The organism is Embleya sp. NPDC059213, assembly GCF_042754445.1.
Lineage (GTDB): Bacteria > Actinomycetota > Actinomycetes > Streptomycetales > Streptomycetaceae > Embleya.
In genome coordinates this window covers 1-18,410 of record NZ_JBHZAV010000184.1, presented here as the reverse complement: position 1 = coordinate 18,410, position 18,410 = coordinate 1, and the positions used below count along the sequence as shown (strand labels likewise).

Below are 18,410 nucleotides of genomic sequence, written 5' to 3'. Positions count from 1 at the left end.
GAGACCCCGCCCGGGCCGGGCCACCGGGACCCGGCCGCCCGCGCGGCCCGGTCCCGGGCGGGCTATTCGACGGTGCGGATGGCGCCGGACGGGCACAGCCGGCCGGCCTGGCGGGCGCCGCGGTGCAGCGCGGCGGCCGGATCGGGGGTCAGGACGGTGACCAGGCCGTCGTCGTCCTGGTCGAAGACCTCGGGGGCGGTCAGTGCGCACAGGCCGGCGCCGACGCACACGGTGCGGTCGGCGCTGACGTGCAGGCCGGTCGCCTTCGCGTCGCTCACCAGGTGACCGGGAGTTCGTTGACGCCCTGGATCGTGGTGCCCGGGCGCAGCGTCAGTTGTTCGATCGGAACGGCCGTACGCAGGGTCGGAATGCGCTCGAACAGGGCGGTGAGGATGATCTCCAGTTCCAGGCGGGCCAGGTTCTGCCCCAGGCACTGGTGCACGCCGTAGCCGAAGGCGATGTGCTGGTGGGCCGAGCGGCGCACGTCGAAGGTGTCCGGGTCCTCGAACACCGAACCGTCGCGGTTGGCGATGGAGTTGGTGACGACCACCCCTTCGCCGGCCCGGATGAGCTGACCGTCGATCTCGATGTCGGCCGTGGCGAACCGGCCGCCCGCGAGGTCGGCGATGGCCAGGTAGCGCAGCAATTCCTCGACGGCGCCCGACACGAGCGTGGGATCGGCGCGCAACGCGGCGTGTTGATCGGGGTGTTCGAGGAGGGTGATCACGCTGAGCGAGGTCATCGACGCGGTGGTCTCGTGACCGGCGACGAGCAGCAGGATCGCGGTCGAGATCAGCTCCTCCCGCTCGATCGCGCCGGTCGCGAGCTGTTCGGTGACCAGGGTGGACACCAGGCCCGGCCCGGGTTTCGCCTCGAAGGTGGTGACCAGTTCGTCCAGGTAGCGTTCGAGCCGGTCGCGTGCGGCGAGGGCGTCCGCGCCGTCGGTGGCCTGGAGCAGTCGCCGGCTCGCGTCCTGGAAGAAGTCGTGGTCCGCGTAGGGGACGCCGAGCAGTCGACAGATCACCATCGAGGGCACCGGCAGGGCGAACAACTCGACCAGGTCGGCGGGCGGGCCCGCGGCCAACAGGTCGTCGATCGCGCCGTGCACGATGCGCTCGACGTCCGGGCGCATGCCCTTGATCCGCCGGACGGTGAACTCGGCGATGGTCATCCGCCGCCGGGGGCCGTGCTCGGGCGGGTCCAGGCTGATGAATCCCGGGTGCCGGTCGCTCAGCGCGCGTAAGCGGGGCGAGGTCGCCGGGAAGTGGGGGTGGGTGCGGTCGGAGGACAGGCGTGGGTCGGCCAGCAACCTGCGGGCCGTCTCGTGCCGGGTCACCACCCAGACCGGACGGCCGTCGTACAGGGTCACCCGCTGCAACGAACCCGGTTGGTCGCGCAGCCTGTTGTAGGAGTCGGGGAGTCGGTAGGGGCAGGTTCGGTTGCTCGGGTAGGTGGGAGCCTGTCCGGTTCGAAAGGTCGCAGCGGTCTCGTTCATCGATCCCCTCGCAGCCATCGCATGGATTGGGCATGGTTGGGCATGATCGGATTCGCCGATCGCATAGAGAACGAATGGTTCTCTGCTTGGGAGGCTAGGCTCCTCGATCAGGGAACGCAACGGTCTCTCCATGACTCAAGGGAGTCGAACTGTCACCCAAAGTCGGTCGGATCGCGGTCGAAGCGGCAATCGACCACCGCAAGGGGCCGCGTCGGCGCGGCGAGGAACTGGAGTCGGCCATCCTGACCGCGACCCTGGCGGAGCTGGTCGAGGTGGGCTACCCGGCCCTGACCATGGAGCGGGTGGCCGCGCGCGCCCGCACCGGCAAGGCCACGCTGTACCGCCGCTGGTGCGGTCGGGCCGAACTGGTCGTCGACGCGCTCAAGTTGCCCGGCGTGTCGGACGTCGACCCGCCCGACACCGGGGCGTTGCGCAGCGACATGATCACGCTCCTGGAGCGCATCTCCGCCAAACTGGCCGGTCCGCTCGGCGAGATCCTGCGCGGCCTGCTCGCCGAGACGGGTCGCGACGCCGAACTCGCCCGGCTGATCCACGCCCGCTTCCACACCGCCGGCCCCTCGTCGGTCCGGGCCATCCTGGAACGGGCGGTCGAGCGTGGCGAGATCGAGCCCACGATGCCGACCTCGCGCCGCGCCACGGTGGCGACCGACCTGCTGCGCAACGAGATCCTGCTGTTCGGGGCACCCGTCGACGACGCCGTCATCCGCGACATCGTGGACGACGTCTACCTGCCGCTGCTCCTGCGCCCGGCGCCGGGACACGGCCCCACGCGGTAGCAACACCCTCACCGCCGCGGGAGGTTGCGTCGTGCGCTCATTCCCCGGAGGGAATTGTTCGGGTCGCGCGGCGGTCGCAGGATTGCTTTCACGGCCCGCCGCGACGGGTGAGCCGGTCATCGTCGGAAGCAGGCACGAGGGCACGCGACCGCGCCTCGTCGAGGAGTACGGGAGTAACCACCATGTCGGACACCACCACCACGACCCCGAGCACCGCCGAGGTCATCGCCCGGTTCAACGACGCGTTCACCACCCACGACCCGGCACTGCTGGTCGGTCTGGTCGCCGACGACTGCGTGATGGTGAGCGTGCAACCGGCCCCCGAGGGCACCCGCTACCAGGGCCTGGACGCATGCCTGGGGTTCTGGCAGGACCTGGCGGCGGACGCCGGTACCGACTTCGAGCCGCAGGACGTGTACGTGTTCGGGGATCGCGCGGTGATCAAGTGGCACGTGTCCTTCGGGGCCGGCCCGGTCAACGAGGTCTTCGGCGACGCACACGCGGACACCACGTGGGTGGCGGGCGTCAACCTGATGCAGATCCGCGACGGACGCATCGTCGAGGCCCTGGGCTACAGCAAGTCCCCGTGACACGTGCACTGCGGGCACAATGCGCTCATGACCACCGTGACGCGCTACCTGACCCCGGCCGAGACGGCGGAACGATCCGGCTTCAGCCTGGACACCCTGCGCTACTACGAACGCATCGGCCTGCTCTCCGACGTGGACCGGGCGCCCAGCGGCCACCGCCGCTTCACCGAGGACGACCTGCAATGGCTCGGCATCCTGCGCTGCCTGCGCGACACCGGCATGCCGATCGCGGACATGCGGCGCTACGCCGAACTGGCGCGCACGGGGGACAAGGAGTCGCTGGCCGAGCGGATAGCCCTGCTGGAACAGCACGACACCGCCGTCGAGCGACAGATCGCGCTGTTGCGCACCCAGCAGGGACACCTGCGGGGCAAGATCGACTGGTACCGCTCCATCCTCCCGGACTGATCAGCGAGGCCGCACACCTGCCGCCGACCGTCACCGCCGACCATGGGACGACACTGCTGGAGTACCGGCGCGCCCGTGGGCGACAGCACGTCCGGGACTGGTACGCCGGGCTGCGGATCAAGAAGTTTCCCGAGGATCTGCGCGTGTTCGAGCACGTGTTGTGGTCCGCCCGCGTGCAGGTGGTGGTGGAACCGGGCACCCATCTGGGCGGCTCGGCCCTGTGGTTCCGCGACCGGTTGCGTACCCAGGCCGGCTACGGGCGCGTCCCCGAGGCGATCCGGGTGATCTCGGTGGACCTCGACCAGGACCGCGCCGCCGGGCTGCTCCGGGCCGCCGATCCGGCCTTCGACCGGGAGATCACCCTGGTGGCCGGCGACGTCACCGACCCGGGGCTCGCCGACCGCGTCGCGGACCTGGTCCCGCCCGGTGCACGTTGCCTGGTGGTGGAGGACACCCTGCACGAATACGCCACGACCATCGCCGCGCTGCGCAACTTCGCGCATCTGGTCCCGACGGGCGGGTTCTTCGTCGTCGAGGACGGCATCGTCGACGACCCGGACCTGTGCCCGCAGGGCATGCCGGGCGGCGTGTTGCCCGCCGTCGCCGACTGGCCGGCCGGCGAACAGGGCAGCGCCTTCACCACTCGGCGCGACCTGGAACTCCACGGCGTCACCAGCCACCCGCACGGGTGGCTGCAACGGACCGCGCACGCCTGCTGATCCGCCGCGGCGCCCCCGCTGCCGGTTGCCGGCCGGGTGCGCGCGGCGCGGCGGGCACGAACGGCATACCGCGACGGGTGGAGTCGGCGCGGGGTATACCGCCGGGGTTCGATCCGGTTGTCATCCGAGGGGGGAATGTCGAGCCGGCGCCGGTTCCCTAACGTTGTGCTCGGCCGGGCGGCGTCGAAGGACGCCGGGCGGTGGCGCGGGGTGGTCGACGGGAGACGGAAGCGCGGTGCGTGCGGTAGGACGTGGACGCGGCGCGGGGTACGGGGGCTCGGGCGACGGGGGTTCGGTGCGGACCACCGGGATCCGTCCCGCCTTCCGTCGACCGTCGCCGGCCCGGCGTGAACGAGCCGGGCAGAAACGAACGGGTACCGCCCACCGGGCGGCGGAGCCGGAGGCCCAGTGTTCGGCGACAGGCCGCGCGGCTCGCGCCGGGAACGGCCCGGGCGTGGCCACGTCCGGGTGCTGATCCGGCGCCCGGCCCCGGGGGTGGTCGACGCGATCCTGGCGGTGGCGATGGCCGCCGGGGGGTGCGTGGCCGGGCAGCAGTTCCACCCCGACGGATGGGCGCGCTTCGACGCGACCGCGTACCTGCTGACCTGCGCCCTGGTGTTGCCACTCGCGCTGCGCCGGCGCGCTCCGGTACCGGTGCTGATCGCCTCCGGGTCGATCTACGTGGTGTACCTGGCCGCCGGCTACCAACCTTCGTTGAACTTCTGGGCGCCGGTGATCGCCCTGGTGACCGTGGCCGGCCTGCGGCCGCCGCGGAGCGCCGCCATGGGGGCCGGGTTCGTCGCCGTCGTGGTCGCCTACAGCGGGGTGCGGGGCAGGTTGGGGCTCGCGCTGGTGCTCGCCCAGGCCGTGCTCGTCCCGATGTTCGCGCTGGTGATCGGCGACGCCATCCGCAGACTCGCGCAGCGCAATCGACAACTGATCCTGCTGACCGCACGATTGGAACGCGAACAGGAGGAACGCGCCCGGCGGGCGATCGTCGACGAACGGGTCCGGATCGCCCGGGAGTTGCACGACGTGGTGGCGCATCACATGTCGGTGATCACCGTGCAGGTGGGCCTGGCCTCGTACGTCTTCGACTCCGATCCGCGCGCGGCGCGTGCCGCGCTGGACGTGATCGGGGAGGTCGGGCGGGACGCGTTGGACGAGATGCGCCGGTTGTTGTCGCTGCTTCGGGTCGACTTCGACGAGGACGGCGGGGGCGCGGACCGGCGGGCCGACGGCGTCGACGGCGCCGCCGATCCGATGCCCGGGCTGGACCGACTCGCCGAGCTGGCCGAGCGCATGGGCACGGTCGGGGTCACCGTCGCGCTGACCACCGAGGGCGTGCCGAGGCACCTGGCCCCCGGCCTCGAACTGTGCGTCTACCGCATCGTCCAGGAGGCGTTGACCAATGTGGTCAAGCACGCCGGGACGCCCCGCGCCGACGTCCGGATACGGCACCTGTCCGACCGGCTCTGCGTCAGCATCGCCAACGACGACGCGCGCGCCGACGCACCCCGACCGCAGGCCGGCCCGGGCACCGGCCACGGCCTGATCGGCATGCGGGAACGAGCCAAGATCCTCGGCGGCACGCTCACCGCCGGCCCATGCCCGGACGGCGGCTTCCGCGTGCACCTGACCCTGCCCCTGAGCACGTCGCCACCGCCGCCGGGCGGCTAGGATCCCCGATTTCCCCCGGCGGCGACCGTCGTGGGGTCAGACCCGGACCGCGGTGCCCGGGAGGGCGTCGAGGCACAGGACGCCGTCCTGCACCACGGGTACACCGCCGACCAGGACATGGGCGTAGCCGGTGGACGGGCGCGTGCTGTGCTCGTAGGTGGCCTGGTCGGTGACGGTGTCCGGGTCGAAGACGATCAGGTCCGCGTCGCAGCCGGCCTGCACCCGCCCCTTGCGCCGCATCGAGGGCACGCTGTCCTGGAGGATGCGCGCGGGCCCGAAGCTGCTGCGCGCGACCGCGTCCATCAGGGTCAGCGCGCCCTGTTCGCGCACGTAGCGGCGCAGCACCTTCGAGAAGGTACCCGAGGTGCGGGGGTGGGTCATCGCGCTCGGCGGCAGCGGCCAGGCCATCGGGTCGGCCGGCCCGTTCGTCCAGGTCAACGGCATCGCGTCGGAGCCGACCACGCTGTCCGGATGCAGCAGGGCCCGGTCCACGAACGCGCGATCGTGCGGGTCGGTCTCGTCCAGGAAGTGCACGACGGCCAGGCCGCCCGGGTCCTTGGCGCGCAACTCGCGCAACCGCGCGGCATCGGCCGGGCGTTCGCCGGTGGGGGCGTAGACGATGTCGGAGGGTTTGATGTCGGCCCAGCCGAGGTTCTCGGGGGCGAGGAAGGCCGCGCCGATGGCCGTCATCCCGGCGCCGTAGGGGTAGACCTCGGTGGAGACCCGGCCGCCTTCGGCGCGTACGTCGTCCATCAGCCGCATCACCCGGTCGCTGTGCCGCAGCGACGTGGACTGCACGTGGCAGTAGTGCGCGTGCACACCGGTCTCGGCCGCCGCGCGGGCGATCTCCTCGGCGCCGTCGACGAGGGTGTGCTCGTCCTGCTCGACCAGGTTGCGGGCGTGCGTGTACGTCGGGCGGCCCGCATCCGCGGCCAACCGCGAGACCGCCAGGTATTCCTCGGGCTTGACCCGAGGCGCGTAGCCGACCACGATCCCGATCCCGAGCGCCCCGGCGGCGAGGTCCCGGCGCAGCAGTTCGAGCAGTTCGTCCACCTGGCGGTCGTCCGCCTCGCGCTGCCACGCGGTCGTGCCGAGCTGGGCGAGCGCGACGCCCATGCCACCACCGTGCGGAAGCCCGCCGACGGCTGTCATCCGGGCCTGGCACCAGGACGCGGAGAAGCCGTAGTTGAGTGGCCGGCCCTCGGCGCCCGCCTGCCGATAGCCCTCGTCGACCGGCGACAGGCCGGCTTCCAGGTCGAGCGCGGTGGTGACCCCGTCCAGGGCCTGGAGCCGGTGGCCGGCCACGTCGTGCGAATGGCTGTGCATGTCGATGAAGCCCGGGGCCACCACCAGACCTCGCGCGTCCAGCGTGCGCAGGCCGGTCAGTGGCTCCCGGGAGACGGCGCTGATCGCGCCGGCGGTCACGCCCACGTCGGCGATCGCGTCGAACCCGGTTTCCGGATCGAGCACGCGACCGCCCCGCAGTACGAGGTCGTGGGTCCCGGACGGCACAGCGGCTGATGGCGTCATGACACGAGAGCGTAGGCACTGCGATGCCGCGGCGGATCCGTCCGGGCGACCGAAATCCCGGGCGCGTCTTCGTGTACTCCGACCAGCACATCGCGAGCGGGATCGCGATAGCGCGCGAGTGGGACCGGTCGTGGCGGGCCGGCTACCGCGCCGCGTCCAGTCGGGCGCGCTGGTCCGGGGACAGTTCCAGGTCCACCGCGGCCAGGTTCTCCGCCAACTGCTCGACCGAGGAGGCGCCGGCGAGCGGGACGATCGGCAACGGGCCGCCCGACTGCCAGGCCAGCACCACCTGGTTCACCGTGGCCCCGGTCTCCTTCGCCACCTCGCGCAGCACCGCCAACCGCGCGGGTGTGCCCGGGTGGTCGTAGTCCGGCGGCAGCGGCTTGTCCGCGCGCTCGTAGGCACCGCCCAACAGCGGCGAGTAGGCGACCAGGGTCAGCTCCGGCTCGGCCCGCAGGTAGCCGAGCAGGTCGGGGCCGGCGTGCCCGAGGCTGCCGTCCGGGAACAGCGCGTCGGGCATGTCGTAGCGGGGCCGCAGGTGGCTGTGCTGGTACTGCAACACCTCGTAGCCGGGCACCCCGGCCGCCGCCGCCAGCGCGCGGGCCCGCTCCACCCGCCACATCGCGTGGTTGCTCACGCCCAGCAGCCCGACCGTGCCCTCCAGGACCAACTCGCCGAAACCCTCGACGGTTTCGCGCAGCGGCACGGTCCGGTCCTCGATGTGCGCGTAGAGCAGGTCGAGCCGATCCACGCCCAGTCGTTCGCGGCTGCGCTCGGCCGCCTCGCGGATCACCTTCGCGTACCGGACCTCGGGGTTGTCGAGGAAGCCGGTGCCCGGTGCCAGTGGGGCGGCGCCGAGCTTGGTGGCGATCACGATCTCGTCGCCGACGCCGCGGCTGCGCCGCCAGCGCCCGAGCAGCGCCTCGCTCTGGCCGCCGACGCCGCCGTCCTCCCAGAACGCGTAGTTGTCGGAGGTGTCGATGAAGGTGCCACCGGCCTCGACGTAGTGGTCCAACACCGCGAAGGAGGTCCGCTCGTCGGTCCGGGTGCCGAAGAGCATCGCACCGAGCGCGAGCACGCTCACCTCGCGCCGGGTGCTCGGATCGCTGCCTATGGTGCGGTACTTCATGGGTTTTTCCTCCCGTTCCGGGGCCCGTCGTCTCGGGCCCGGAACGGGAGTCAACTACCTGGAGCGCACTCCAGGTCAACCCACGACGGCGAAACGCGCGGCGCCGGTGCGCCGGCCGCGCGCTTCGCGTCGTCGTACGGGCCTCCTTCGGTCGGTCGTCGGATTCGTCGGTCGGCACGCGTCGGGGAGGTCAGCTCACGCGGAAGCCGTGCTGCCGGCCGAGGCGGGTCAGCGAGCTCTGGCCCGGGATGCCGTCGGCGTCGGTGCCGGAGAAGCCCAGCCGGCGCTGGTAGGCGGCGTACGCCCGGATCGTCGCGGTGCCGTAGGACCCGTCGACCAGGCCGGACGCGAGCAACCCCTCGGCCTGGAGCGCCTGTTCGACCAGCAGTACGTCGGTGCGATGCGCCGCGGCGCCCTGTGCCGCGGGCGGGTCGAGCCGGGCCGAGTCGATCACGTTCGCGAGGGCGACCGAGGGTCTCCCGGTGCTCGGCGCGCCGCCGCGCGGATCGTGCGGATCCGCGGTGGGTGGGCATCCGTCCGGAAAACGGGGCGCGAGATAGCCGGTCACCCGCGGATCGGTGCGGCGGAACGTGTGCGAGTACACGCCGTTGCCCTGGCCCGCGTCGCCACCGGTCGGGATGGTGTTGCCGCCCTTCGTGTAGACGTGCACGTCGTCGAAGCGCACCACGATCTCGGTGTGCGCCCCGTTGCCGAAGTCGACCCACGCGCCCCAACTCGGGTACTCCGACCACTGATTGCGAGCCCGCGCCCAGTCGGCGAACGCGGACACGTTGTCCACCTTGGGCACCAGGTGGGCGAGACCGACGTCGTTGTACATGCACCAGTCGAAGATGACGCACCACGGGACGCCGTCCTCGCCGAATTCTCGGCCCCACTTGGTGTGATTGTCGTACCCGTCCTGGGCGTCCCAGCCCTCGTAGACACCCTCGGGGACGGCTTGCAGATGTGCGATCAGGTCGTCCCATGTAGCCATGGACGCCCCCCATTTCACGTTTCACGCCGGGCGGAACGTATACACGACGGCCGAGACGGGAGGCCCCGTTCCGGTGGGCCCGGCCGCACCTCGGGCGCACCCCGCGACCGGCACGAGGCGCACAATGACGTCGATTCGGTCATACCCTGTGACCTGCGATGCGTACCACGAGTGTATGTTCGATGACGATCAGTAGTCGGATTATCGTATGATCACACCGGCCGTTGTCGAAGGGTTCCCGAATTCCTCCCAGGAATATGGGATTTCGCGGGTCCCGAGGTCGGCGCGAGGATGGCCGCAGCGCGTTTCGCGACCAGTGGACCGCGCGGCTCGCCCGCGGGGGGTGCCGAGCGTGCGGCCGAAGGGGGAGTACGCCGCGCCGCCGGCAGGCGACGGAGGCGAGGGCGGACGCGAACGCCGATGACGCGCGCGGTCGGTGCAGGTGCGCTGGGGCCACCGAACCACCCGATCCGCGCCGCTCGGCCCGCGCCCGCTCTCGCCTTCGCGGTGCGTCGTGCCCGGCCTACAGTCCCGAGGAGCCGGGGCCGGCAGCCCCGGTGCTCACGCGCCGGGTGCGGGCCAAGGGGCCTGCCAGGGCCAGGGGATCGCGGTCTCCAGTTGTGCCGCGAGTTGCAGGAGTACGGCTTCGGCGCCCATCCGGCCGCCGATCTGCACGCCGACCGGCAGGCCGGCCGGGTCGAATCCGGCCGGGACGCTCGCGGCGGGGAGGCCGCAGATGTTGAAGACCTGGGTATAGGTGACGGTGGCCGGTGCGTTGCGGATCATCGATGCCGGATCGGCCGTGTCCAGGACGCCCAGGCGGGGCACCGGGACGGCGACCGTGGGGCACAGCCAGATGTCGAACTCCGCGAAGAAAGGGGCTATTTGGCGGCCGGTCCGCTCGGCGGTGCGCAGCGCGCGGTGCAGGTCCACGGCGGTGCTGCCGGCCAGGCGGTCGTGCAGGAAGCGGGTGAACGGCTCCACGTCGTCCTCGGCCAGGTCCCGACCCAGCACGGTGAGGCGGTCCTGGATCTGCGCGGCGACCGAGGCGGCCATCACCACGCCCGCCGCCCGGGACGCGGCGGCGGCATCCCAGGCGGGCGCGGCCTCCTCGACGTGGTGTCCCAGGTCGGCCAGGACGCCGGCGACCCGGGCCACCGCGTCGACCGCGGTGGGGTGGTCGGCCGCGCTGCCGGGGGTCACGCCGATCCGGAGCCGGCCGGGTGGGGTGCGCAGGGCGGCCAGGAACGATCCCTCGCTCGGCGGGGGCAGTTCCGGGTGGGCGTCCCCCCACCTGGGTCCGGCCACCGCGTCCAGGAGCGCGGCGCTGTCCCGGACGGTCCTGGTCACCGCGTGGTTGGCCGCGAACGGATATGCGAGCGCGCCCTCCCCTTGGTCGTCGGGGACCCGCCCTCGGGACGGCTTGAGGCCGAACAGGCCGCAGTAGGAGGCCGGGATGCGGGTCGAGCCGCCGCCGTCGTTGGCGTGCGCGACCGGCAGGATGCCGGCGGCGACCGCGGCTGCGGATCCGCCGGACGAGCCGCCCGCCGAGTGTGAGGTGCGCCAGGGGTTGCGGGTGGGGCCGTGCAGGCGCGGTTCGGTGCTGGAATTCTTGCCGAATTCCGAGGTGTTCGTCTTGCCGATCAGGACCAGGCCGGCGCGCCGGTAGCGGGTGGCCAACTCGCCGTCCCGCTCGGCGATCGCGTCGGCGAACAGGCGTGAACCGTTGGTGGTGGCCAGGCCCGCGATATCGCAGCCGATGTCCTTGAGCGCGAACGGCACGCCGCGCAGGGGGCCGTCGGGCAGGCCGCGGTCGATCTCCCGACGTGCCTGGTCGAGGCGCGTCGACACGACGGCGTTCACGACCGGGTTGCGCGTGGCGACGCGCGCCGCCACCGCGTCCAGGAGCTCGTGCGGGGAGAGGTGGCCGGTCCGGACCAGGTCGGCCAGGCCGACCGCGTCGTGTCGGTCCAGGAGTTCGTCGGTGTCCATTCGGGCCCCTGTGAATTCGGAGAATTGCGTCCCGGAGAAGTTAACTAGCGCGAGTTAAATTGACAAGATGCAAAGCGTGGGGAATTGATTCATCAGGCTTCGGCGGATCGGTCGGGGCCGGTCCCGGGTGTCGCCGGGGCGCAGGGACGTCGGGGCGCAGGGACACGTCGGGTCGCCGGGGCGGCGGGTTACCGCGAGGGAACGGGGGCGGGCTACCCGGCCTCGCGCCCATCCTCCCGCACCTCGTCGTGCGCCTCGCCCCGCACCTCGTCGCTCACCGGGGCGGTCACCGCCGCGACCCCGACGTCGATCAGGTTGGCGACGAATCGGGGGTGGGACAGCGGGAAGTCGCCCGGTGCGCGCCCCTCGGCCAGCGCCCGGGCCCGCGCTCCCGAGGCGCGCGCGACGAACGCCGCGACCAGCAGATCGCGTTCGCGTCGCACGTCCGCCGGGATCCCCGGGCAACGACGGGCCAACTCGCGGTGCGCCTCGTCCGCGCCGCCGCGCCGCGACAACTCCCGTACTTCGGCGGTGGACCACACCTGGTTGGTCACCTCGGCATGGATCCGCAGGTGCGCCCGGTCCCGCCAGTCGCCGATCAACAGGTCGGCGATCGGCCGTACCAAAGCCTCGATCACGGGCCGCACGGCGGTCGGCGATTCGGTCATCGCGGCCGAGAGCAGGGCCAGGCGCCGTTCCCGGATCCGCTCGACATGATCGTCGAGGATCACCCGCAGGATCCCGTCCAGGTTGCCGAAGTGGTACACCAGCGCCGCCGTGTTCCGCTGACCCGCCGCGCGCCCGATCTCGGCCCGGGAGACCGCACCGACGCCGCGCTCGGCGAACAACAGGGTGGCCGCGTCGATCAGCTTCCGCCGCGTCGGCTCCGGATCAGGCGCCACAACCCACTCCCCACCGGTCACCGAGGCACCCAGGCCCGGGTCGACGAACCACCACGGCGCCCCGCCAGGACCCCGAGGCGCCCCACACGATATCGACCCACCGACCCACCCGACGCCCGCACCCGACGCCGGCAGCCGACGACCGCTTCGGGGTCAGCCCGCCCAGGCGGGTTCGCTCGGCGGCAGGGGTACGTCGGCGACGACGCGGAAGCCCCCTTCGGGGCGGTGCCCGGCCTCCAGGGTGCCGCCGTGCAGGGCCACCCGCTCGCGCATGCCCATCAGGCCGTAGCCGCTGCCGCTGATACCGCTCGGCGGCGCCGAGCCGCCCACACCGTCGTCGAGCACCTCCAGCACCACCCGATCGGCCAGATGCCGCACCCGGACCGACGCCCGCGCGGCCCCCGAGTGCTTGCGCGTGTTGGTGAGCGCCTCCTGCACGATCCGGTACAGGGTCAGCCCGGTCGCGGGCGACAACGCCTGCCGCTCGCCGAACTCCTCGTACTCGATCGGCAGGCCGGCCGCGCGCGACTCGGTGATCAGCCGGTGGATCTCGGGCATCCCCGGCTGCGGCTCCGAGGGCGCCTCCTCGGGGTTCTCGGTGCTGCGCAGTACGCCGAGCAACTGGCGCATCTCGCCCAGCGCGGTGCGCCCGGACGCCTCCAGCGTGAACAGCGCCTCGCGGGCCGTTTCGGGATCGCGCTCCAGGGTCGCCCGGGCGCCTCCCGACATCAGGTACATCGTGGTGATGTGGTGCGCCACGATGTCGTGCAACTCCCGGGCGATCCGCCGCCGTTCCTCGGTCACCGCCCGGTCCGCGCGCAACTGCCGGTTGATGGCCAGTTGTTGCTGCCACTTGGCGGTGCCGATGCCGACCGTGACCACCAGGACGGCGCCGCCCAGGCCGGACGCGATCGACTGGCTCAACGGCTCGCCGGTGGCGGGCAGCGCCCGCAACAACTGGGCCGCCACCGCCTGGCCGGCGGCGAGGCCGATGTCGAGAGGTGGGCGAAACCGGGCCACGGTGTACAGCGCGATCATCAGCGCACATCCGAAGCTGTGCGTGGCCATGTCGGTAGCCAGGACGAAGACCGCCTGGATCAGCGCCACGGCGGTCAACACCTGCATCGGATACCGGTGTCGCGCGAGCAGGGCCACGGCACCCACGATCGCCGATCCGAACCCGATCACCGCCGTGGCCGCGCCGGCGGAGCCGGCCCCGGAGGTCGTGACGAAGGCGAGCGAATCGAGGGCGACGGAGGCGATCACGAGCATCAGGTCGTTGCGGTACGCGAAAGGGTTCGCGAACCTGCGCCGCACTCGTGCGTGCGTCCCCGCGCCTCGGCTCGCGGTGATGACCCTGCCGGGTAGTGCCGAGGCCGCCGGCGGGTGGTCGGACCCCATTCTCGGGTCTCCTTAGCTGATGGTCGGTGGTCGAATGGTTGGTGGTCGGTGGTCCGGGCATGGAGCCGCCTTCTCCATTCCATCGGGTCCGGTGATCGCGGCACACCACCGCAGTGACGATCTCGACCCCGGACCCGAGTCCTGCTTCACGGCGATCTCGGGACCGGGGTACCGGTCCGGCGCGTCCCCGGGCCGGCGGGCATCCGGGTCCGGCTGTGCATGATCGAGAGTCGGTCGGGAAGTCTGAATATCCGGATTTTTCGCCGGGGTACGATCCCCCGCATCCCGCCCGATCCGATCCCGCACGAGGCGTCCTCGGTGTGCCAACCCCGGGGCCGGGTCGCGGGTGTCGAGCAGCCGGGCGATCCCGTCAAACCGTTGCATCCGGAGGGACATCATGGACACTCGTCGCCGGCTGACCGAGGCATTCGACACCTGGTCCGCGTGGGCCGACGCGCGGGCCGGCGACGGAGACCGTTTCGAACCGCACCTGGTGGACCTGGCGGCGCGGCTGCGTGGCGGGCGGCCGTCGCCGGTCCGGACCGGGGATCCGGTCGAGCCGCCGCATCGGGCCGCGCTGATCGGCCGGCTCGCAGCCACGCTCGTCGAGGCCGGGGAGGGGATCGGCGACGGCGATCCGGGCGCGGCCTCGCCGGCGGAGGAGGTCGTCGCCGAACTGGCGGCGATGTTCGGCCTGCCCTGCGCGTACGGCCGGCTGACCTCGGGCGGTGCCATGGCCAACCTGGAGGCGCTCCGGCTGGCCCGCGAGGCCCACCCCGAACGCGGCATCGCACACGGCACGGACGGCTACCCCGCACACGAACGCAGGTGCGATGTGCTGCGCGTGCCGGCGTACCCGGTCCGCACCGACACGGCCGGTCGGATCGACGTCGACGCGCTCGCGACGCTATTGGCCAAGGAACCCGTCGGCACGCTCGTGGTCGGCGCCGGCACCGCCACGCTCGGCGCGGTCGACCCGATCGCCGACATCCTGGCGCTGTGCCGCGAGCACGACGTGCGGGTACACGTGGACGCCACCCACGGCGGGTTCTTCACCCTGGTGGTCGACGCGGACGAACTGCGCGACACCCCCACCGCCCGGCACCTTCGCGCGATCGCCGACTGCGACTCGGTGGCCGTGGACCCGCACCGACGGGGGCTGCACCCGCACGCGTGCGGCGTACTGCTGGTCCGCACCGGCGACCGCCCACATGGGGGCACCCACCCGGGTGAATCCGGCCTCGATCAGGCTCCTTCCGACGTCACCGCGGCGGCCCTGTGGCTGACCCTGCGCGCCCTGCCGCCGACCCCCGACGGCCTGGGCCGGCTGCTCGCGGGCAGACTGCGCGACACCCGCCGCTGGCGCGACCTGATCGACGGCGAGCCGGAGCTGATGCTGTATCAGGAACCGGAACTGGACATCCTGACCTACCTGGCCCTGTCCGGCGAACCCCGTCCGCGGCTGTCCTCCGTCGCGACCGCCAGCCGGCACATCGTGCACACCGACCCGGCGGATGCCGAACACCCCGTCCACCTGAGCATGCTGCACGTGCGCGTCCTGGACTTCCTGGGCCGACACCCGCGCGCGGTCGCCGACCGCAACGACACCCACATCCTGCGCAGCGCCCTGCTGGGCGCGGACTGCGCCGGCCACGTCGACCCGGCCCACCACCGGATCGCCACCCTGGCCGACACCGCACCCCGCCGGCCCGCGGCTCCGGACCGGCGGGCACGACGCACGCCCCTCGAAACACCGGCCTGACCTCGGCCCCGCCCCGCCTGCGACGGCGGGCGCGGAGGACCCACGGCGACCCGCCGGCGAGGTCGGCCGGCCCCTCGGCGCAGGGGCGGGACGCGGGCGAGGGGCGGCGCGGAACGGGAGCCGGATCGTGCCGGCTCCCGGGGCTCAGGCGTTGCGGGTCGGCACGTCCGGCGTGTTCGTGGCCGGGCCCCAACTGGCAAGCAGGCGCAGGTTTTCCGCCGTGGGGGAGCCCGGTCGGGCGTGGTACATGGTCAGGGATTGTTCCGAGTCGTCGGGTAGACGCAGTGATTCGAAGGACAGGTCCAGGTCGCCGACCAGCGGGTGGTGCAGGCGGATCGCGCCGTGGTGTTGTTCCCGGATGTCGTGCCTGGCCCACAGACTGCGGAACTCCCGGCTCTTGACCGAGAGTTCGCCAACAAGGGCGGAGAGGCGCGGGTCGTCCGGATGGCAACCCGCGTCCAGCCGCAGGGCGCCGACGATGTCGGCGGCCTTGGCCTCCCAGTCGACGAACAAGGCGCGCTGGTCCGGGCGCAGGAACACCAGCCGGGCCCAGTTGCGTTCCCGGGCCGGCAGCCGGTCCCAGTCGCCGAACAGCGCCGCCGCCATCGGGTTCCAGGCCAGGATGTCCGACCGCTGCCCGGTCACGTACGCCGGCACCCCGTCCAGGGCGGCCAGCAATCCCCGGAGTGCGCCCCGCACTTGCCTCTGCGGCGGGGGTTCGGTGCGCCTGCGGCGTTGACACCGGATCAGGTGGTCGAGGTACTCCGCCTCGGCGTCGGTCAACCGCAGGGCCCGGGCGACGGCGTCGAGGACCTCCTCGGACACGTTGTGGCCCCGGCCCTGTTCGAGCCGGGTGAGGTAGGCGACCGACACACCGGCCAACCGGGCCAGTTCCTCGCGACGCAGTCCCGGCACGCGCCGATGCCGCCCGGCCGAGTCGGCCAGGCCGACGTCCTCCGGACGCAGCCGGGCTCGCCGATTGCGCAGGAACTCGCTCAGTTCGGCGCGCGGATCGATCGGCTCGCCGCCGATTTCCGCCGCTCGTGTCACCTCCGCCGCTGCCTCCGCCTCCGTCGCCTGCGCTGCTGCCTCGGCCCGATCGTTCATGCCGCCCATTATCCGCAGTGCCGACTCCCACGAGGGCGGTCGAGCCTGACCCTGGCGGTGGTAGGACCACCGGTCGTAAGCCGAACAGGGGTCTGGGTGCCCCGGCCGCGCTGCGGCAGGCTCGGGGCACCCCCCGGTCGAGTCCTCCTCGGTCGAGTCGTCGGCGGGGCAACCGATCACGACCCGGGAGATCGCCATGAACACCGATGCCGTCCTGGCCGTACCGACCGACGCCGACCGGGCGCCGTCCACCGCGCCCTCTCCCCTGCTCGACCCGTACCACGGCCCCGCCCTGCAGCTGCCCAACCGCGTGGCGATGGCGCCGATGACCCGCTCCCGGGCCGACGACGCCACCGGCGTTCCGACGGCGATGATGGCCGAGTACTACACCCAGCGGGCCGCCGCCGGCCTGATCGTGAGCGAAGGAATCTGGCCGCATCGCCTCGGCAAGGGCGGGCCCGGCGTCCCCGGCCTGACCGATGCCGCCCAGGTCGAGGGCTGGCGCCGGGTCACCGGAGCCGTGCACGGCGCGGGCGGTCGGATCTTCGCCCAGCTCTGGCACGTGGGCCGGGTCAGCCACCCCGACCTCCTCGACGGCGAGCGGCCCGTCGCGCCGTCCGCCGTCGCCGTCGCGCACGGCGTCATCCACACCGCCGCCGGCCCGAAGGACTACGTCCGGCCCCGGCGGATGTTGCCGGGCGAGGTCGTCGAGGCGATCGAGGCGCACGCGGCGGCGGCCCGCAACGCCGTGGACGCCGGCTTCGACGGGGTGGAGATCAACGCCGCCTACGGCTATCTGCCGGCCCAGTTCCTCTCCGACAGCGCCAACCTGCGCACCGACGCCTACGCCGACCGGATCCGCTTCGTGGTCGACCTGGTCGAGGCCGTCGCCGCCGCGATCGGGCCGGGACGCACCGCGCTGCGCATCTCGCCGGACAACCGGCTGCACGACATCGTCGAGGCCGACCCGGCCCGGCGCTACCACCGATTGGCGGCCGCGCTGGACCGGATGGGCCTGGCCTACCTGCACGTGGTGCAGTCCGGGGAGTATCCGGCGCTGGAGGATCTGCGTCCGCGCTGGCGGGGCATGTTGGTGGGCAGCTACGACGGCCCCGAGCCCGGCGACCGCGAGCAGGCCGAACGGGCGCTCCGCAGCGGCCTCGCCGACGTCTACGCCTTCGGCCGGCTGTTCCTGGCCAACCCGGACCTGCCACAACGCATCGCCACCGACGCCAAACTCGCGACACCACGCGCGAGCGGGCTGTATGGGGGCGGGGCGGAGGGGTATTTGGACTATCCGGCGCTGACGGTTGGGTAGGTCCGGGTGGGCGGAGCCGGGTGGGCGGACCCTCGGGGTTGGGCGGACCCTCGGTTGGGCGGACCAGGTTGGGCGGACCCTCGGTTGGGCGGACCAGGTTGGGCGGACCCTCGGTTGGGCGGACTCGGGTGTGCGGACTCGGGTGTGCGGACCCTCGGTTGGGCGGACCAGGTTGGGCGGACCCGGTCGGGCCCGAGGGCGATGCGGCCCGGGCGGTTCGGTTGGGTTCGCCGGGGGCCTTTCCGGGTGGGGCGGGTGCTTTGTGGGCGGCGGTCGCGTCTTGGTGGGGTTGGGCGCGGGTGGCTCAGTGCTAAACGGTCGGCGTGGATCGGCGGAGGTGGTCCTGGTCCCGGGGTCACCGGCGGCCGGGAGCCCTGAGCTCTCCGGCGAGAGGTGGGTGTTGCTCGGCGGGAAAGGCGCCGGCAACGGCGGAACGGGTGGGCGCTTTCGTCGGGTCCGCCGGGGGACCTTTGCGAGTGGGTCGGGTGTTTGTGGCCTGCGGTTGCGTTTCGGTCGGCAGCGGGTGGCTCAGTGCTAAACGGTCGGCGTGGACCGGCGGAGGTGGGCCCGGTCCCACGGTCACCGG

General features: G+C 72.7%; 16 protein-coding genes. 7 read left to right on the top strand and 9 right to left on the bottom strand.

Going from position 1 to position 18,410, the window contains the following annotated elements; translation table 11 throughout:
• Window positions 1-62: 62 nt before the first annotated feature.
• Both ACFXMF_RS39130 and ACFXMF_RS39125 read right to left on the bottom strand, forming a co-directional pair.
• Window positions 63-254: a ferredoxin gene (locus tag ACFXMF_RS39130; RefSeq protein WP_360322253.1), complete on the bottom strand. Its 192-nt coding sequence runs from the start codon at window positions 252-254 to the stop codon at window positions 63-65.
• Between the two features lie 20 nt (window positions 255-274).
• Complete coding sequence (locus ACFXMF_RS39125; RefSeq protein ID WP_379989789.1) at window positions 275-1,495, bottom strand: cytochrome P450; 1,221 nt, start codon at window positions 1,493-1,495, stop codon at window positions 275-277.
• Between the two features lie 149 nt (window positions 1,496-1,644).
• On the opposite strand from ACFXMF_RS39125, the gene ACFXMF_RS39120 reads away from it, so the two are divergent.
• From ACFXMF_RS39120 to ACFXMF_RS39100, 5 genes are all read left to right on the top strand, one after another.
• Complete coding sequence (locus ACFXMF_RS39120) at window positions 1,645-2,292, top strand: TetR/AcrR family transcriptional regulator (RefSeq protein ID WP_380017898.1); 648 nt, start codon at window positions 1,645-1,647, stop codon at window positions 2,290-2,292.
• Between the two features lie 182 nt (window positions 2,293-2,474).
• Window positions 2,475-2,882: a nuclear transport factor 2 family protein gene (locus ACFXMF_RS39115; RefSeq protein WP_379989790.1), complete on the top strand. Its 408-nt coding sequence runs from the start codon at window positions 2,475-2,477 to the stop codon at window positions 2,880-2,882.
• A gap of 27 nt (window positions 2,883-2,909) precedes the next feature.
• On the top strand, window positions 2,910-3,290 hold the full coding sequence (locus ACFXMF_RS39110) for a MerR family transcriptional regulator (protein WP_360322166.1): 381 nt from the start codon (window positions 2,910-2,912) through the stop codon (window positions 3,288-3,290).
• The gene (locus tag ACFXMF_RS39105; RefSeq protein ID WP_380017897.1) at window positions 3,263-4,009 is read left to right on the top strand and encodes a CmcI family methyltransferase; all 747 of its coding nucleotides are present in this window, start codon (window positions 3,263-3,265) and stop codon (window positions 4,007-4,009) included. The genes ACFXMF_RS39110 and ACFXMF_RS39105 overlap by 28 nt, the downstream gene beginning before the upstream one ends.
• A 408-nt stretch (window positions 4,010-4,417) precedes the next feature.
• A complete protein-coding gene (locus ACFXMF_RS39100) occupies window positions 4,418-5,689 on the top strand; it encodes a sensor histidine kinase (protein ID WP_379989791.1) in 1,272 nt (423 codons plus the stop codon).
• A gap of 36 nt (window positions 5,690-5,725) precedes the next feature.
• Here the strand turns inward: ACFXMF_RS39100 and ACFXMF_RS39095 are convergent, their stop codons facing one another.
• From ACFXMF_RS39095 to ACFXMF_RS39070, 6 genes are all read right to left on the bottom strand, one after another.
• Complete coding sequence (locus ACFXMF_RS39095) at window positions 5,726-7,219, bottom strand: amidohydrolase family protein (RefSeq protein WP_360322172.1); 1,494 nt, start codon at window positions 7,217-7,219, stop codon at window positions 5,726-5,728.
• 142 nt (window positions 7,220-7,361) lie between these two features.
• Window positions 7,362-8,348: an aldo/keto reductase gene (locus tag ACFXMF_RS39090; protein ID WP_380021039.1), complete on the bottom strand. Its 987-nt coding sequence runs from the start codon at window positions 8,346-8,348 to the stop codon at window positions 7,362-7,364.
• Between the two features lie 190 nt (window positions 8,349-8,538).
• A complete protein-coding gene (locus ACFXMF_RS39085; RefSeq protein WP_360322178.1) occupies window positions 8,539-9,342 on the bottom strand; it encodes a peptidoglycan-binding protein in 804 nt (267 codons plus the stop codon).
• A gap of 561 nt (window positions 9,343-9,903) precedes the next feature.
• Window positions 9,904-11,334 carry an amidase gene (locus ACFXMF_RS39080; RefSeq protein ID WP_360322181.1) on the bottom strand — a complete coding sequence of 477 codons (1,431 nt, stop codon included), beginning with the start codon at window positions 11,332-11,334 and terminating at the stop codon, window positions 9,904-9,906.
• A 212-nt stretch (window positions 11,335-11,546) separates the two neighbouring features.
• Entirely contained in the window at window positions 11,547-12,236 is a 690-nt protein-coding gene (locus ACFXMF_RS39075; protein ID WP_379989792.1) for a TetR/AcrR family transcriptional regulator, read from the bottom strand.
• 153 nt (window positions 12,237-12,389) lie between these two features.
• Window positions 12,390-13,637 carry a sensor histidine kinase gene (locus ACFXMF_RS39070; RefSeq protein ID WP_360322187.1) on the bottom strand — a complete coding sequence of 416 codons (1,248 nt, stop codon included), beginning with the start codon at window positions 13,635-13,637 and terminating at the stop codon, window positions 12,390-12,392.
• A 397-nt stretch (window positions 13,638-14,034) separates the two neighbouring features.
• Between ACFXMF_RS39070 and ACFXMF_RS39065 the strand changes: the two genes are divergently transcribed.
• The gene (locus ACFXMF_RS39065; protein ID WP_360322190.1) at window positions 14,035-15,399 is read left to right on the top strand and encodes an aminotransferase class I/II-fold pyridoxal phosphate-dependent enzyme; all 1,365 of its coding nucleotides are present in this window, start codon (window positions 14,035-14,037) and stop codon (window positions 15,397-15,399) included.
• A gap of 144 nt (window positions 15,400-15,543) precedes the next feature.
• Here the strand turns inward: ACFXMF_RS39065 and ACFXMF_RS39060 are convergent, their stop codons facing one another.
• Window positions 15,544-16,506: a helix-turn-helix transcriptional regulator gene (locus ACFXMF_RS39060; protein WP_379989793.1), complete on the bottom strand. Its 963-nt coding sequence runs from the start codon at window positions 16,504-16,506 to the stop codon at window positions 15,544-15,546.
• A gap of 196 nt (window positions 16,507-16,702) precedes the next feature.
• Between ACFXMF_RS39060 and ACFXMF_RS39055 the strand changes: the two genes are divergently transcribed.
• Complete coding sequence (locus tag ACFXMF_RS39055) at window positions 16,703-17,824, top strand: alkene reductase (protein WP_379989794.1); 1,122 nt, start codon at window positions 16,703-16,705, stop codon at window positions 17,822-17,824.
• Window positions 17,825-18,410: the final 586 nt, after the last annotated feature.

Excerpts from the sequence above, each read along its gene's own strand:
- ACFXMF_RS39070 (WP_360322187.1), bottom strand. The coding sequence starts at position 13,637 with ATGGGGTCCGACCACCCGCCGGCGGCCTCGGCACTACCCGGCAGGGTC.
- ACFXMF_RS39090 (WP_380021039.1), bottom strand. The coding sequence starts at position 8,348 with ATGAAGTACCGCACCATAGGCAGCGATCCGAGCACCCGGCGCGAGGTG.
- ACFXMF_RS39065 (WP_360322190.1), top strand. The coding sequence starts at position 14,035 with ATGGACACTCGTCGCCGGCTGACCGAGGCATTCGACACCTGGTCCGCG.
- ACFXMF_RS39125 (WP_379989789.1), bottom strand. The coding sequence starts at position 1,495 with ATGAACGAGACCGCTGCGACCTTTCGAACCGGACAGGCTCCCACCTAC.
- ACFXMF_RS39085 (WP_360322178.1), bottom strand. The coding sequence starts at position 9,342 with ATGGCTACATGGGACGACCTGATCGCACATCTGCAAGCCGTCCCCGAG.
- ACFXMF_RS39115 (WP_379989790.1), top strand. The coding sequence starts at position 2,475 with ATGTCGGACACCACCACCACGACCCCGAGCACCGCCGAGGTCATCGCC.
- ACFXMF_RS39080 (WP_360322181.1), bottom strand. The coding sequence starts at position 11,334 with ATGGACACCGACGAACTCCTGGACCGACACGACGCGGTCGGCCTGGCC.
- ACFXMF_RS39095 (WP_360322172.1), bottom strand. The coding sequence starts at position 7,219 with ATGACGCCATCAGCCGCTGTGCCGTCCGGGACCCACGACCTCGTACTG.
- ACFXMF_RS39060 (WP_379989793.1), bottom strand. The coding sequence starts at position 16,506 with ATGAACGATCGGGCCGAGGCAGCAGCGCAGGCGACGGAGGCGGAGGCA.
- ACFXMF_RS39055 (WP_379989794.1), top strand. The coding sequence starts at position 16,703 with ATGAACACCGATGCCGTCCTGGCCGTACCGACCGACGCCGACCGGGCG.
- ACFXMF_RS39110 (WP_360322166.1), top strand. The coding sequence starts at position 2,910 with ATGACCACCGTGACGCGCTACCTGACCCCGGCCGAGACGGCGGAACGA.